We start from the raw sequence: 15,338 nt of genomic DNA, 5'->3' as shown, positions 1-15,338 counted from the left end.
ATAGATAGTAAAGGAATCTCGCAATCTGCCGCGAAATTCTTACAGGAATGGAATAAAACATAGAAAAGGATGAACTGACATGGTACAAGGAATCAATTCTTACATTGTGACAAACGGCAATGGACAAGAAGCAGTCAAATTATATGAGGAGGCCTTAGGGGCTCAAGTACTGCATATACAAACTTTTGGTGAGATGCCGGAGGATCCTAACCACCCAATTCCGGCTGAAGCAAAGGATCGCGTTTTGCATGCGCATTTAAAAGTGGGCGGCAATTACTTGATGCTATCTGATACATTCCCAGGTCAGCCGCTCGAGTTAGGGGACCAAGTAGGAATTGCCGTCATTACCAGCGCTCCGGAAGAAACAAAGGATGTATTTGAGAAGCTGTCAGGCGGCGGCCAAATCATTATGGAACTGCAGCAGACCTTCTGGAGTCCTTTATATGGGCAGGTCAAAGATAAATTCGGTGTAACATGGCAGGTATCTACTGCAGATGAGGCGCAATAGAAGAGTGGCAAGGTATAAAGCGCAGCTATAGCTCCCGCCTAAGCGGGAGCTTATTTTTTTAGCAAAAAAAGTACAGAAAACAAGAAGTTCTCTGCACGCTCAACAATCTTACCATCTCTATTTTTTTATATTTCCTGACAGCTTTAACGCTTCCTTCAGCTGATTGAATGATCCGCCTTTACCATACATCAATACGCCGCCGCGATAAATTTTAGCAGCAATCCAAGCAATCAGCGAAATGGTTGCTACAAGGATTGCGATGGAAAGGGCTATTTCCCAGGCAGGAACGCCAAGCATTCCAATACGTAAAAACATAATCATCGGTGTGAAGAATGGAATGTAAGATGTCACGACTATGAGTGGTGAATCGGGTGAGCTAAGTCCATAGATAGATAGAAAGAATGCTCCCATCACCAAGAAGATAACCGGACTAACAAGCTGCTGGACATCCTCCATTCTGCTTACAACCGATCCGAGCCCTGCACAAATTGTGGCATATAAGAAGTAGCCTAGGATAAAGAAAATCAACGCAAACGTTAATGTGACCGGCGATGCATTTGCGATACCTATAAAATCGAAGAAGCCTCCGCCCAGTTCTTCCCCGCGGATCTGCACCATTGCATACACAGCCACCGTGATTAAAGCGACTTGTGTAAGTCCCACCATTCCTATCGCCAGAATCTTGGCGAACATTTGGCCGACTGGCGAGGAGCTGGAGATCAAGATTTCCATCACTCTTGATGATTTCTCATTGGTGATATCCGTTGCGATCATCATGCCGTAAACAATCACACTCATATATAGAGCAAAAACTAAAATATAAACAAGTCCATATGATCCTGCCAATTCTTCTTCCGTTTTTGCATTATCATCAAGGGCATCCCGCTGGAAAGACACTGGTGCATATATATCCTGCATCGTCGCTTCGTCAACGCCTGCCTGAGAAGCTGCTTGGGCAACTTTGATTTGCTGCAGCTGTGCTTCTATTGTTTCACTGGTACTGTTCGTGAGCTGCATACTGTAAAAAGCGGCTTCTGGCAAGCTTTGTTCAGACTGACTTAAAACGAGCAGTCCTTCATATTCCTCATTCTCTACTGCATCTTTCGCTTCTTCTTCACTTCCATTAAATAATTCAAGCTGATATTCTTCTGCACTGGCATGTAATGCTTCATAGGTCTGCTGATTTTCTGTTTCATCTATAACAGCTACGACCGGTTCATCAGAATCGCCGGTAAAACGGTCGATAATATCCGGCACATAAAAGATTCCGCAGATAACAAGCAAAAATATCGCACTCGAAATGACATAACCTTTTGTTTTTACACGAGAGAGATAGGTATGCGAAAACACAGTCCAAAACTTACGCATAAGACTCACCTGCCTTTTCAATGAAGATATCATTCAGCGTTGGCTCTTCCACTTCAAATTTGCTGACAAATCCTTTCTCGGTCAGCTGCTTCCATACTGAAACGGCATCTTCTGATGATGCAATCTGAAGTCGGCATCCCTGCTGCGTCTGATGGTACTTCACCACACCAGGTGCTTCTTTTAAAAAGGATAAGTCATAGTCTGCTGATATGGTAATATTCTTCTTACGGAAGGATCGCTTTATTTCGATCAAGTCGCCCTCTACGACCGGCTTTCCATGCTTCATAATACAAAGAAAACGACATAGTTCTTCTACATGCTCCATTCGGTGAGACGAGAAGATGATTGATGTTCCATTATTTTTCAGGTCCATTACAGCCTGCTTCAGCATTTCCACATTAACCGGATCGAGTCCTGAGAATGGTTCATCCAATATCAATAGGCGAGGATTGTGCAATACAGCGGATATGAATTGTATTTTCTGCTGGTTTCCTTTAGAGAGCTCTTCCACTTTCTTGTTTTCATATTCTGTTATATTAAATCGATCAAGCCAGTTCTTTATTTCTTTCACACTGTCTGCCTTTGCCATCCCCCTAAGCTTGGCTAGATACACGAGCTGATCCTTTACGGTAAGCTTTGGATAAAGTCCGCGTTCCTCCGGAAGATAGCCAATTTCATCACTTTGGTCATACGTAATCTTTTTACCACGCCAGAATATTTCTCCTTCTGTATTCTCCAATAAGTTAAGAATCATACGGAAAGTAGTCGTTTTACCAGCACCGTTAGCTCCTAGGAATCCAAAAATTTCTCCCACTGGTATCGACAATGTCAGCTGGTCGACAGCAGTATGCTTGCCGAACCTCTTCGTCACATCTTTTAGTTCAAGCACTAGCACCATCCTTTCTTTTTCCTCTTAATGAATCTACGGATGGTTGCTGGAAATGTTTCACTGTATCACAAGTTTGAACTATGAGTTTCGGTCAGGGGGCAACAGCCCTTACGTCTCTTAAACACAAAAAAAGAGTGCAAAGAAATCATGATTTCCCTGCACTCCAACTCGGAGAAGCAAGTCATTTACACCTGCTTCCTTGATCTAATCAACTCTTCCACTTGCTGTCTGTCTCCTTGATGCAATGCATCGACAATCTTACTTCCGACCACTACTCCATCACAATATTGGCTCAGTTCCTTCACATGCGCTGGTGTAGAAACCCCGAAACCAGCCAGTACTGGTGCGTTACTGATTTTTTTCAGCTCCTGCAGATGTGTTCCCAGCTGATCGACGAAGGTCGCTCTCTCCCCCGTCGTACCTGCAACTGTCACGGCATAAAGAAAGCCTTCAGCGCGCTCAGCGAGTGCCCGGATCCTTTCTGGTGTACTGGTCAAAGCGACCAAACGAATCAGAGCTATTTCATGCTTTTGAAGAGCTTCGACAACAAGTCCTTCCTCTTCAAGCGGCAGATCAGGCAGGATAAGGCCAGATATCCCTGCTGCAGCACAGGCTGACGCGAAGTCTTCCACACCAAAGGCGAAGACTGGATTCAAGTAAGTCATGATAACAAGCGGCACATTGCGGCTGGCTTTTTCCTTAGCAACCTCATCGAGTACTGCACGGACAGTCGTGCCTGCCTCCAATGCGCGAATTCCAGCTGCCTGGATAGTTGGCCCGTCTGCGACTGGATCTGAAAAAGGAAGACCAAGCTCGATTGCTGTTGCACCACTATCAGCAAGAAATTGAATGCGTTCATTCAAACTCTCCAAGCCACCATCACCAGCCATTATATATGGTACGAAAGCTTTTTCCACAGCTTGTGATACTGTTTGAAATGCATTATCCAGCATAGCTTTACTCATGCAGATCTCCTCCTGTTTCATGCGCTTCCCTGATTGTGTTTACATCCTTATCCCCGCGTCCGGACAAACAGACAACAAGCACATCCTCTTCATCCATCACTGGCGCCAGCTTTTTACAGTATGCAACTGCATGCGCGCTTTCCAGTGCTGGTATGATTCCTTCTGTTCTGGATAGGAGTCGCACAGCCTCTAGCGCATCTTCGTCGGTAACAGCATCGTACGTAACTCGACCAGCATCTTTTAGATAGCTATGCTCCGGACCGACGCCTGGATAATCCAATCCGGCCGAAATGGAGTGAGGCTCCTGTACCTGACCGTCTCCATTTTGAAGCAAATAGGATAATGATCCATGCAGAATTCCCGCTTTCCCCTCTGTAAGAGAGGCTGCATGCTTACCTGTTGGCAGCCCCATACCCCCTGCTTCCACACCGTACATTTTAACATCGCGATCATCCACGAACGGATAGAACATGCCAATTGCGTTACTTCCTCCTCCAACGCAGGCAACAATTGCTTCCGGCAGCTTGCCTTCTGCCTCGATGATCTGCTTGCGGGTTTCATCGCCGATAATCCGCTGGAAATCGCGGACGATTTGCGGGAATGGATGCGGGCCGGCAGCTGTACCGAAAATATAATGTGTATCTTCTACATTCGCCGTCCAATAGCGCATCGCTTCGTTTACTGCATCCTTCAAGGTGCCGTTACCCTGATCGACGGATACGACTTGAGCGCCTAAGAGCTCCATCCGGTACACGTTCAATGCTTGTCGTCTGACGTCTTCTTTTCCCATGAAGATGATGCATTCCAATCCTAGCAACGCACTGACTGTCGCAGTGGCAACACCATGCTGGCCAGCGCCTGTTTCAGCTACAACCTTTTTCTTGCCCATCCGCTGTGTGAGCAGCGCCTGCCCGATTGTGTTGTTGATTTTATGTGCCCCTGTATGGTTAAGGTCTTCTCTTTTCAAATAGATCCTCGGTCCGCCAAGAGTTGCTGTTAAACGTTCTGCAAAATAAAGCGGGGTCTCCCGTCCGATATACTGTTTCAAGTAATAGCGCATCTCTTCTTGGAAGGCAGGATCTTCCTTCGCTTCCTTGAATGCTTCTTCTAGTTCCAAGATGGCTGGCATGAGTGTTTCTGGTACAAATCGGCCGCCAAAGCTTCCATAATGCCCGGTTTCTGTCGGATATGTTGCCATGTTTTTCACTGTCCTCTCTTTGCCGCTGTAATGAATTGTTTTATTTTAATCGGATCCTTTTGTCCATCTGTCTCCACACCGCTGCTGACGTCGACCCCAGCAGGACTCACTTCCTCAATCGCCTGCTGTACATTGCCAGCATGCAATCCGCCTGCAAGAAAGAGCCTTTCCCTCGGAATTGTTTCGGAGCTTGCCAGCGACCAGTCGAATGTGGTGCCGTTCCCTCCCCTATATGCTTCAGCCGGACTATCCAGCAGATAGTAATCACATGGGTAATCAGCCAGCTGCTTCAGGTCATCCTCTGAACCTACCGAAAAAGCTTTAATGACAGGCTTGCGGATAGCTTTAATGTAGTCTGGTGTTTCATCGCCATGCAGCTGAATATAATCCAGTTCTGCCGTCTCAGCTATGACCAGCAAACTCTCGATCGGCTCATTGACAAATACACCTACTTTTTTGACGTGAGCTGGAAGCTTTTTCCCAATGCCGGCAGCTTGCTCAGGTGATACTCTCCGTCTGCTGTCCGCAAAAACGAATCCGATCATGTCAGCTCCTGCTTCCACCGCTGTCTGCCCAGCCTCCACCGACTGAATGCCGCAAATCTTGACGATCATGACTGCTCCTCTCCTACCGGAACTTGGAGTGTCTCCAGTACTGCTGCTATATCGTCAGCTCGCATAAGTGTTTCCCCAACAAGGATTCCCCTTGCCCCTGCTTTTGCTGCACGAGATGCATCAGCTGATACCGTTATGCCGCTTTCGCTGATAACAAGAGTATCTGAGGCGTCAATTCTTTCTATCAATCTTTCCGTTACACCCAAATCCACCTCGAAGGTTTTTAGATTCCGATTATTGATGCCGATGATATTGGCACCAAGCTTTTGCGCTTGCTCTAATTCTTCTTCATTGTGCACCTCTACCAGCACATCCATCTCTTTGGATTTTGCATACTGATAGAGAGCGCGCAATCGATCTTCTTCCAATGCCGCTACAATCAATAGAATCACATCAGCACCATAATCAGCTGCTCGGTCTATCTGAATTTCATCAAGGATGAAATCTTTATTCAATATCGGTACTTCCACTGCCTCCCGGACAGCTGCCAAATCATCCATCGTGCCTTTGAAAAACGGTGTATCAGTCAACACTGAAATTGCACCCGCTCCTGCTGCTTCGTAGATCTTTGCCTGGTCCGCAGGTACAACATCGGGATTGATCATTCCTTTGGAAGGTGAAGCACGCTTGATTTCTGCGATAATCTGCAGCTGTTTCTGTTCTTGGAATCGTTCATATAACGATATCGGCTTGCGCTGCGCTGCTGTCGGTCGATATGTTTGCTTCATTGTACTAATTTCCGTTCGCTTCTCTTCTAGTATCCTTGCTAAGAATGTCATGATCTCACTTCCCTTTGTTTATAATCGATCAAGTATTGCAGTTTCTGTCTAGCAGCTCCGCTATCAATGCTTTCCTTAGCAAGCTCGATGCCTTCCTGTATAGAAGCCACTTTTCCGTTCGCAGATATGCCAAGTCCTGCATTCAAAACCACTGTGTCCCGATGGACACCTTTCTCCCCATTCAACACACGCAGCAGAATGTCTGCATTCTCAGCTGCATCACCGCCCTTGATTGCTTCAAGCGGATAAACCGGCAGGCCAACCTCATCCGGATGAAGAGTGAAAGCTGTCTGTTTACCGTCCTCCAGCAGGACAAGATGGTTCTCTCCTGCAAGTGATGCTTCATCCATATATCCTGCTCCATTAATGACAATCGCTCTTTTGCGTCCCAGCTTATAGAGCGCTTCGGCCATCATCCCAAGCATATCGCGGCGATAGATGCCGAGCAGCTGTGAATCAAGCTGGACCGGATTCGTCAATGGTCCAATTAAATTAAAGATCGTAGGAATTCGCAGTACTTTACGCAGCTGCATCACCTGCTTCAGACCCGGATGAACATGAGGCGCGAATAAAAAGGCGATACCATTCTCCTCAAGCAGATGCGTCATCTCCTCTGCCGGCAAATACAATGGGATCCCCAGCTTCTCCAGTACATCCGCACTTCCGGTTCTGCTTGATACGCTGCGATTCCCATGTTTGGCAATCGTAATACCCGCTCCAGCAATGACAAAGGCTGCCGTCGTACTAATGTTGAAGCTTTGCGATCCATCGCCTCCGGTACCGCAGTTATCCATCACATTTGCTGCCTGAAGGGGAATTGTCTGTGCTTTTTCCCGAATTGCAGCCACCATACCAGCTACTTCATCCGCTGTTTCCCCACGGGTTTGCAGCATCGAAAGAAATGCACCTGCCACAGCATCAGGCATACTGCCATCCAGCAATTCCCGGGATGCCTGCAGCGTTTCTGCATACGTCAAAGCCTGTGTATTCGTAAGCTTAGCCAATAATGGTTCCATTACTTTCCCCTTCTTTCATGGTTAGGATATAATGCTTCACGATCTCCTTACCTGCTTCTGTTCCGATTGATTCCGGGTGGAATTGCAGTCCGTAAACCGGATATCTGATATGCTGGACAGCCATGATTTCCTCATCATCCTCTGAATAAGCGGTAACTTTCAATTCATTCGGAATATTGCGCTTATCGATGACTAGAGAATGATAGCGCATGATCGGCAAATCCTTTACTATCCCTTCGATTGCAGGTGCTCCCTCATATCGAAGCGTCGATGTCTTGCCATGCTTGATTTGCCCTGCACGGATAATGTCCGCACCGAAGGCTGTACCGATTGCCTGGTGACCAAGACATATGCCGAGTATCGGAATTTTTCCTGCAAAGTGGCGGATTGCATCGACACATATTCCTGCATCTTCCGGTCTGCCCGGACCAGGTGAGACGATGATTGCCTCAGGTTTCAACGTTTCGATGTCTTGGATGGAGATGGCATCGTTACGTACAACCTTGACTTGTTCCCCAAGCTCCGCTGTGTATTGGAAAAGATTATACGTAAAAGAATCATAATTATCGATCAGCAGTATCATGTAATCCGACCTCCGTTAAAGATTTCGCTTTATGCAGCGTCTCGTGATATTCTGTCTCGGGGTCGGAATCATACACTAGTCCGGCTCCCGCCTGTACATACGCCTTGTTGTCTTTTATGATCATCGTTCGAATAGCAAGCGCCAGATCGAGATCGCCATTCATATTTATATAGCCTACCGCCCCAGCATAGAGCCCTCTTTTTTTCTTTTCAAAATGATTGATCAATTCCATTGCCCTAATCTTAGGAGCACCTGATACGGTTCCAGCAGGAAGTGCTGCAACCAGTGCGTCCAATCCAGTCATATTATCTGCTAGTTCTCCTTGTACTTCAGAGACGATGTGCATGATATGCTGGTACTTTTCCACCGTCATATACTTTGTCAGCTCGACGGTGCCGACCTTACACACACGTCCCAGATCATTGCGGCTTAAGTCGACAAGCATCCGATGCTCTGCCAATTCCTTTTCATCGGTCAGCAGTTCAGTCGTCAGCTGTTCATCTTGCTCTGTCGTTTTACCACGGGGCCTTGATCCAGCAATCGGGTTAGCTGTCACTTTATTGCCGCTAGCTTTGATCAAGCTTTCAGGGGAAGCACCGAGTACGGTATAGTCCTCAAAATCGAGGAAGAACATATACGGCGAAGGATTGCTAGCCCGAAGCTTTCGGTAAAAGCTGAAAGCATCTCCATGGAAGTCTGCTGTCAACCGCTGCGAAAGCACTATCTGGAATACATCACCGGCTTTGATGTACGCCTTGGCATCTTCCACCATCTGCATAAATGTTGCTTGATCCGTCTCAGGCTGGAAATAGACTGGCTTCAATACTGCATCGGGTATGTTCTTGAAGGTTGTAATCTCTCGCTCCATAACCTCCAAACGAGCCTGGAGCATATCCGCCGACCGGTTTCCTGCACCATCAATAGCCAGTAAAGTGATCTGCTGATGCTTATGGTCATAAATGATGATATCCTCATAAAACATAAAATGAACTTCTGGCATACCAATCGGATCCTCAGGCACTTCTCCAATCACTTCATATTGCCGGATCGAATCATATGCCATATATCCGACAGCACCGCCATAGAAAGGAAACTCAAGCGGCAGCTCCATTCCACTTATCTGTTTCTTCAGAACCTCTAACGGTTTATCTGCCAGCTTCTCTTCCTGTCCTGAAGACTTCAGCGTTGTTTCCTGTCCCTTTCCAATCAATTCTTTATAAGGATTAGCTCCAATGATGGAATAGCGACCCTTTCCTGTATGGTGTACCGAACTTTCCAGCAAAAACTTCTTTTCTCCTGCCAGCCGTTTATAAATTACGACAGGTGTGAGTGTATCTCCGTTCAATTGCTTCTTCTGAAATCGAACACTATCCGTAACCGTCATCTTTCTCGCTCCCTTTTCTTTGAAATAAAAAAACCGTCCCCTATGCACATGATTGGTTCATGTGCATAGGGGACGGTTTTACACCGCGGTGCCACCTCTATTGAAAGCTCTTTTGCTTTCCTCTCATTCGGATACGAAAGCTTTAGCCTTGATATCCTATCCCGGTAACGGGGGAAGCCGGATTCCCCTACTATGTTTCAAGGAATCTCTCTGAAGTCCATTCCATGCTGCCGATTTGACCTGGATCTCACCACACCAGGCTCTCTGTGCAAATCAAACAGCATGTACTCCTCTTCATCAACGAGTTATGTGTATAAAAAAAGGGCAATCTCTCCAATAAAGGACGAGATTACCCGTGGTACCACCTTTGTTAGCTAGCGAACTAGCTCACTTTGCTCCTGCTATCGGGGGAGTTGCCGCCACAGCCTACTGGTCATTTCAGCTATGGTGCTCGGAAGTCCATTCACGTATGTGTCACACCGGTTTCCACCATCCACCGGCTCTCTGAAGTGACCACATAAGCTACTACTCTTCGTCTTCGCTCACGTATCAGATATGTTGGATTCATTGTATTACCCTTGTTTTCGTTTGTCAAGGGCAATTTACTCTGCATCCAGTAAATCAGGCTTGCCATTCTCTCCGAAAACAAGTTCTTTTCGCGGCAGATGCTGTTTTGTTTCTTTTTCAATTTGTTTTATTTGATGTCTGTCGCGAGGTGTCACAAAGGCTACCGTTAAGCCCGTACTGCCTGCCCTGCCTGTACGGCCGATGCGGTGGATATAGCTTTCAGTATCCTCCGGAAGATCGTAATTGAATACATGGGTCACACCTTCAACATCCAACCCCCGAGCTGCTACATCTGTTGCAACAAGGAACTGCGTCTTATACTCCCGGAAATTCTTCATAGCACGTTCCCGCTTTGCCTGTGATAAATCACCATGCAGTTCATCCGATTCGAAACCCTGCGCGCGCAAATATCCATGCAGCTCAGAAGCACGTCTTCTTGTCCGGCAGAAGATAATAGCAGCAAATGGACGATACATTTGCAATAACACCTTCAACGCATTCCGCTTCTCACGATCAGACATTTCCAGGACAATCTGCTTTATTTCCTTCAGAGTCACATTGGTTGTTTGAATGGTGATTTCCTTTGGCTTTTGCATCTGGGAGGATGCCAGCTGGCGGATTTCCTTCGGCATTGTAGCAGAGAACAGCAGTGTTTGTTTCGTATTCGGCAATGCATTTGCAACGTCCTTTACATCATGCCAGAATCCCATATGCAGCATCTGATCTGCCTCATCCAGCACGAATGTCCGGACATGGGAAAGATCCACTGTGCCGCGCCGCATATGGTCGAGCAGACGTCCCGGTGTCGCGACAACGATATCCACTCTGCCTTCCAGCTTCTTAAGCTGCTTGACGATATCCTGACCGCCATAGACTGCCAGCGTACCAATTTCTTCTTCCGGATGAATCAGCTTCGCCAGTTCATCATAGATCTGGATAGCCAGCTCCCTCGTCGGGCTCAGAATAAGTGCCTGAATGCCAGCACTATCAGCTTCCAGCATTTCCAATATCGGCAGCAGGAATGCAAGTGTCTTACCAGTACCTGTCTGTGCTTTGGCAATCACATCTTTTCCAGCCAAAATTTCTGGAATAGCTTGCTTTTGAACAGGTGTTGGTTCTGTCAGACCTAATTTATGTAATATTTCCAAACGATTATTTTGTAAGTTCAGATCATTGAACACGTTCATGTTGTTCCCTCTTTCATACTTTTTCCATAATTATTATGTGAAGTTTCCATAGAAGTACGCGCGGAAAGTTTGTAAGATACTAGTATACACATAAAAAGGGGGAAATTATATGCAAAAGTGGCTGATCGGCATTTTTGTCCTGCTGATCATCAGTTTCAGCATAATCGGTCTTTTTCGAGGGGAAGGAAATATCCAAAGCATTAAAGAGACAAGTAAATCTTCTGTAAATTTAAAATAGTGATGCGTTTATCCTGCACACATGCGGGTAAACTATAATATAAATAAAAACAGGCAGAGCAAACCGCCATTTGCTCCACCTGTTACGCTATTTGTATTAGTCTAGTACTTTTACTGTTACAGTTTTACGTCCCCAGTTCAAAGCAGTTCCTTGATCAGGTACGTGTACATCGATCTTATTACCTTTGATTGCACCGCCAGTATCGCCTGCAATTGCTTCACCATAGCCTTCAACCCATACTTTGGATCCCAAAGGAATGACACTAGGGTCTACTGCAATAACTTTCGCATTAGGATTAGCGTTCAAATCGATACCAGTTGCTGTTACACCAGAGCAGCCTTCACATTGGCCAGTATATGCAGTTGCGGATACTGTCAATTCTTTCGTTGCTTCTTGGCTAGTACTTGTAGCTGCTTTTTCTTCTTGGGCAGGAGCTGCTTCTTGTTTAGCAGGTTCTGCTTTTTGTTCTGTTTGTGCAGGTGCTTCTTGCTTTTCTTCTTGTTTAGGAGCTTCCTGTTTAGGAGCTTCTGTCTTAGCAGCTTCCTGCTTCACTGGTGCTGTTTCAGTTACAGCCCCGCCAGTTACAGCTAGTTGCTGACCTATTACAATCAAATCGGAATTAAGGCTGTTCCAAGATTTCAACTCGCCTACCGATATATTGAACTTCCCTGCGATCTTAGAAAGAGAATCGCCTTTTTGTACTGTGTATGAGTCTGTTTGGTTTGTTTCTTTATCTATAGTTAATTTTTGATTAGGAAAGATTAGGTCAGAATCAAGTTGGTTAAGCTCTTTAAGCTGATCTACACTCACTTCGTATTTGTCTGCGATTTTCCAAAGAGAGTCCCCTGTTTGAACATTATATTCAGCAGCTGAAGCTGTTGTACTGAATGCCCCCGCAATTACTAGTCCTGTAGCTAAAGATACGACTGTTTTTTTCATACGTCGTTTACCTCCTTAAATTTCTAACAGAACTTATGGTATCACATGGGCTTAGCCAGGTGGGTTACAGGAAGTTTAAGGTTATATTACAGGCTAGGCCTCCAGCAATACTATTGTTACACTGTAATCTTTCTGTAATAAAACATTCGATAACCAAGCTTTTAGGGGCTTTTTTGTAATAAAAGGCCTCTGTTTATTCCATTAATTGTAAAATAACAAAATTAAATTTCTTGTTGACTTTGTTTGCACTCGCTTTTTTTCATTCGGTTTTTGTCGTTTTTCCGGCTTTATTGGGACAAATGTTACAAAATCAATCCTTGCTTTCCCTTTTTTATTCCAATTACAGTAGAAAACAGGAGCGGGAGCTCCTGTTTTCTACTTCTTCACTACCCAATTATGATTGCAAGTTGCTTCAATTACATTTCGCTTGCTGATGTAATCTGCAATTAGTTCCGTCATATCTGTTGTGATCTCCCTGACAACATGCTTTCCTTTGAACATGACGTAATCTCCACCGCCAGCTGCCCGGTAATTATTCATTACTACCTCATACATCTCATCTGCAATGACAGGTGTGCCCTTGATGGTCAATTCCTGTACACGGTCTCCAATTTCGCGGCTGATATCCAATGTATAGTCTATTCCTTCCCACATGTCATAATTGTAGTGCTGCGGCTTAGGTTCCAGGAAGGAGCGGCTCACCTCAAGCTCACCCTCTTGATCCAAATTGAAGTAAGTGGCAGAGAGTTCGAGTGCATGCTTCATATCTGCTCCAGAAATCTCAATCACCTTTAACGTGTTTGGATAGATATAATTGGAGACGATATCGCGCATCGTAATATCCTGCGGAAAACCAGGCGAAGCATTATGAAACAATGCTGTACTGGAGATGGCAACATTTGCTGCATCCATCTGAACTTTATTGATGAACTCAATAAATGGTGTCTCCTTCACCCTCGTTTCAAAGGCATCATGGATGATCATATCTCCATTTATTTTCCCGATCGGCTGGTCCAGCCATTTCTGTGTTTCCTCTTCATAGGAAGAAACTAGTCTCAGAATCGTTTCATCAGGCTGAATTTCATTCGTGATCGTATGTAATTTCGTCTCTGATGTGACACGTTTTCTACTATTATACAGATGCTCGACAGCAATCGAGACTTCCCCTAGGAATGCACCATTGGATCCAGGCTGCACAACGGTCACATTATTCACCTTTTCAGCAAGAGATCGATGCTGGTGACCGGTGACCAAAATATCAATTCCTTCTATTGAATGGCAAATTTCATAGCCTACATTTTCACCAGTAAGTGATTCTGTTGGTTCTCCGGTTTCCAGATCACGTTCGAACCCGCCATGATAAGCAACGATAAGGACATCAGGCTGTTCTTTTTCCCGAACTTCCTTCACCCATCTTCTCGTCGATTCCAGGACATGCTCGAACGTAAGCCCCTCAATGTGATTTGGATCTTCCCAGTTTGGAATGAAATGAGTGGTGACACCAATGACCGCCAGTTTCACGCCATCAATCTGCTTGATTTCATATGGTCTGCCAAATACAGGTTCCTTTTTCGTCTCATCAAGTATATTGCCGCAAAGGTAAGGAAATTCTGCAAGCTGGATTGCTGACTGCAGATACGGCATGCCATAGTTGAATTCATGATTTCCTATTACCGCAGCATCATATTTGAGCTCGTTCATGCATCTGATCAAGGGGTTATCCTTATCTGCTTGGTATTTAGCATGATGATATGTCAGCGGTGTCCCTTGAATCATATCCCCATTATCCAGCAGCAGAACATGCTTCTTTTCTTCTCTTATTCTCTTAATCAAGGTAGCCACCCGCGCCAGTCCCTGGGGAGCTGGTTCGTGATCACGGTATGTAGTAGGAAAGATATTTCCATGCACATCACTAGTGACTAGCATGGTGATATTTGTCACTTTTTCAGACATACTTTTGATTCCTCCGACCTCTTTTTCAGAATTAAAACAGTTTTTGCTATTATCTATCATAACATGCCAAAACTATCTTTACATTCTTATTACAGTAAGTTAACATAAACTGGAACAAGTCGTGATATAGTTGTTCATGCAGTGCAAATTAAACAATTTTTGGGGGTATATCATGTTTAAGAAAATTGCAGGTGTTGGCGCGACTCTATTTCTTGCAGCAGGGTTGCTAAGTGCGTGCGGATCTGACGATTCCAGTGCAGATGGCGGCAGCAACGGAGATTTGAAAGAATTGCGTGTGCAGTTCGTTCCTTCTCAGAATGCAGAAACACTTGAGGCAAAAGCAGAGCCGCTTGCAGATCTTCTCGAAGAAGAACTGGACATTCCTGTTGAAGTAAGTGTATCTACTAACTACAACACTATCATTGAGGCAATGGCTTCCGGACAAGTAGATGTCGGTTTCCTACCGCCTACAGCATATGTATTGGCACATGACAAAGGTGCTGCAGATGTTATCCTCCAGTCCCAGCGTTACGGTGTCAATCCAGAAGACGGTTCGCCAACTGACGAATTAGTAGATTTCTACTTAGCACAATTCGTCGTGAAGAGCGATTCTGGTATTGATTCTCTTGAAGATTTGAAAGACAAGACGATTGCTGTTCAGGATGTAACATCCTCTGCAGGTTATGTATGGCCTGCCGGTGCACTTGATGCTGCTGGTTTGGACATTCAGTCCGACTTGACTCCAACGACTGTAAAAGGTCATGATGCTGGTATCATCAGCGTATTGAATGGCGACACAGATGCTGCTGTAACATTCCAGGATGCACGTAACGTCGTTAAAGCTGACTACCCAACTGTATTCGAGGATACAAAAGTAATTGCTACTACTGAAAAGATCCCGAATGATACGATCGCAGTCACTCCTGAAATCAATGACGAGTGGAAAGAAAAAATCACGGATGCCTTCATCAACATCGGTAAAGATCCGGAAGGCTTGGAAATCATCCGCGATGTTTACACACATGAAGGTTACGTAAAATCCGATGACAGTAAATTCGAAGTTGTTCGCGAGTATTCCGAAAAATTCGCACAAGAATAATTGAATAATCAAGCTTTCAATCCAGCCAGCCTGAGATTTCCTTAGACTGGC

General features: G+C 45.3%; 15 protein-coding genes and 2 other annotated features. Of the genes, 3 read left to right on the top strand and 12 right to left on the bottom strand.

What is annotated here, in order from left to right:
• The first annotated feature begins 79 nt into the window (after positions 1-79).
• Positions 80-508: a VOC family protein gene (locus ACH6C1_RS03000; protein ID WP_374074501.1), complete on the top strand. Its 429-nt coding sequence runs from the start codon at positions 80-82 to the stop codon at positions 506-508.
• A gap of 117 nt (positions 509-625) precedes the next feature.
• Here the strand turns inward: ACH6C1_RS03000 and ACH6C1_RS02995 are convergent, their stop codons facing one another.
• The 10 genes from ACH6C1_RS02995 to ACH6C1_RS02950 all read right to left on the bottom strand — a co-directional run bounded on the left by ACH6C1_RS02995 (position 626) and on the right by ACH6C1_RS02950 (position 11,058).
• Complete coding sequence (locus tag ACH6C1_RS02995) at positions 626-1,876, bottom strand: ABC transporter permease (RefSeq protein WP_374074499.1); 1,251 nt, start codon at positions 1,874-1,876, stop codon at positions 626-628.
• Complete coding sequence (locus ACH6C1_RS02990; RefSeq protein WP_374074496.1) at positions 1,869-2,774, bottom strand: ABC transporter ATP-binding protein; 906 nt, start codon at positions 2,772-2,774, stop codon at positions 1,869-1,871. Before ACH6C1_RS02990 ends, ACH6C1_RS02995 begins: the two co-directional genes overlap by 8 nt.
• A 176-nt stretch (positions 2,775-2,950) precedes the next feature.
• On the bottom strand, positions 2,951-3,730 hold the full coding sequence (trpA, locus tag ACH6C1_RS02985; protein WP_374074494.1) for a tryptophan synthase subunit alpha: 780 nt from the start codon (positions 3,728-3,730) through the stop codon (positions 2,951-2,953).
• Complete coding sequence (gene trpB / locus ACH6C1_RS02980; RefSeq protein ID WP_374074492.1) at positions 3,723-4,928, bottom strand: tryptophan synthase subunit beta; 1,206 nt, start codon at positions 4,926-4,928, stop codon at positions 3,723-3,725. Before trpB ends, trpA begins: the two co-directional genes overlap by 8 nt.
• Before the next feature lie 5 nt (positions 4,929-4,933).
• Positions 4,934-5,542 carry a phosphoribosylanthranilate isomerase gene (locus ACH6C1_RS02975; protein ID WP_374074490.1) on the bottom strand — a complete coding sequence of 203 codons (609 nt, stop codon included), beginning with the start codon at positions 5,540-5,542 and terminating at the stop codon, positions 4,934-4,936.
• A complete protein-coding gene (trpC, locus tag ACH6C1_RS02970; protein ID WP_374074488.1) occupies positions 5,539-6,321 on the bottom strand; it encodes an indole-3-glycerol phosphate synthase TrpC in 783 nt (260 codons plus the stop codon). Before trpC ends, ACH6C1_RS02975 begins: the two co-directional genes overlap by 4 nt.
• Entirely contained in the window at positions 6,318-7,337 is a 1,020-nt protein-coding gene (gene trpD, locus ACH6C1_RS02965; protein ID WP_374074486.1) for an anthranilate phosphoribosyltransferase, read from the bottom strand. Before trpD ends, trpC begins: the two co-directional genes overlap by 4 nt.
• Positions 7,318-7,920: an anthranilate synthase component II gene (locus ACH6C1_RS02960; RefSeq protein WP_374074484.1), complete on the bottom strand. Its 603-nt coding sequence runs from the start codon at positions 7,918-7,920 to the stop codon at positions 7,318-7,320. Before ACH6C1_RS02960 ends, trpD begins: the two co-directional genes overlap by 20 nt.
• A complete protein-coding gene (gene trpE, locus ACH6C1_RS02955) occupies positions 7,901-9,304 on the bottom strand; it encodes an anthranilate synthase component I (RefSeq protein ID WP_374074482.1) in 1,404 nt (467 codons plus the stop codon). Before trpE ends, ACH6C1_RS02960 begins: the two co-directional genes overlap by 20 nt.
• A gap of 65 nt (positions 9,305-9,369) precedes the next feature.
• Positions 9,370-9,614 (bottom strand) — a binding site (T-box leader).
• Positions 9,615-9,640: 26 nt separating this feature from the next.
• Positions 9,641-9,852: a binding site (T-box leader), on the bottom strand.
• 54 nt (positions 9,853-9,906) lie between these two features.
• On the bottom strand, positions 9,907-11,058 hold the full coding sequence (locus ACH6C1_RS02950) for a DEAD/DEAH box helicase (protein ID WP_095221093.1): 1,152 nt from the start codon (positions 11,056-11,058) through the stop codon (positions 9,907-9,909).
• Positions 11,059-11,167: 109 nt separating this feature from the next.
• On the opposite strand from ACH6C1_RS02950, the gene ACH6C1_RS02945 reads away from it, so the two are divergent.
• Positions 11,168-11,296, top strand: a complete 129-nt coding sequence (locus ACH6C1_RS02945; protein WP_374074480.1) for a hypothetical protein — start codon at positions 11,168-11,170, stop codon at positions 11,294-11,296.
• Between the two features lie 96 nt (positions 11,297-11,392).
• On the opposite strand, the gene ACH6C1_RS02940 is transcribed toward ACH6C1_RS02945, so the two are convergent.
• Together ACH6C1_RS02940 and ACH6C1_RS02935 are read right to left on the bottom strand one after the other, a co-directional pair.
• Entirely contained in the window at positions 11,393-12,235 is an 843-nt protein-coding gene (locus tag ACH6C1_RS02940; protein WP_095221094.1) for a 3D domain-containing protein, read from the bottom strand.
• 375 nt (positions 12,236-12,610) lie between these two features.
• The gene (locus tag ACH6C1_RS02935) at positions 12,611-14,188 is read right to left on the bottom strand and encodes a bifunctional metallophosphatase/5'-nucleotidase (protein ID WP_374074476.1); all 1,578 of its coding nucleotides are present in this window, start codon (positions 14,186-14,188) and stop codon (positions 12,611-12,613) included.
• Between the two features lie 172 nt (positions 14,189-14,360).
• Here ACH6C1_RS02935 and ACH6C1_RS02930 point away from each other — a divergent pair, with 172 nt between their 5' ends.
• Positions 14,361-15,287, top strand: a complete 927-nt coding sequence (locus ACH6C1_RS02930) for a phosphate/phosphite/phosphonate ABC transporter substrate-binding protein (protein ID WP_095221097.1) — start codon at positions 14,361-14,363, stop codon at positions 15,285-15,287.
• Positions 15,288-15,338: the final 51 nt, after the last annotated feature.

The organism is Terribacillus sp. JSM ZJ617, from assembly GCF_044383785.1.
In the GTDB taxonomy this organism is placed as follows: domain Bacteria; phylum Bacillota; class Bacilli; order Bacillales; family Amphibacillaceae; genus Terribacillus.
Note: the sequence above shows the minus strand (reverse complement) of the source record. Positions and strands in the feature narration are given on the sequence as shown.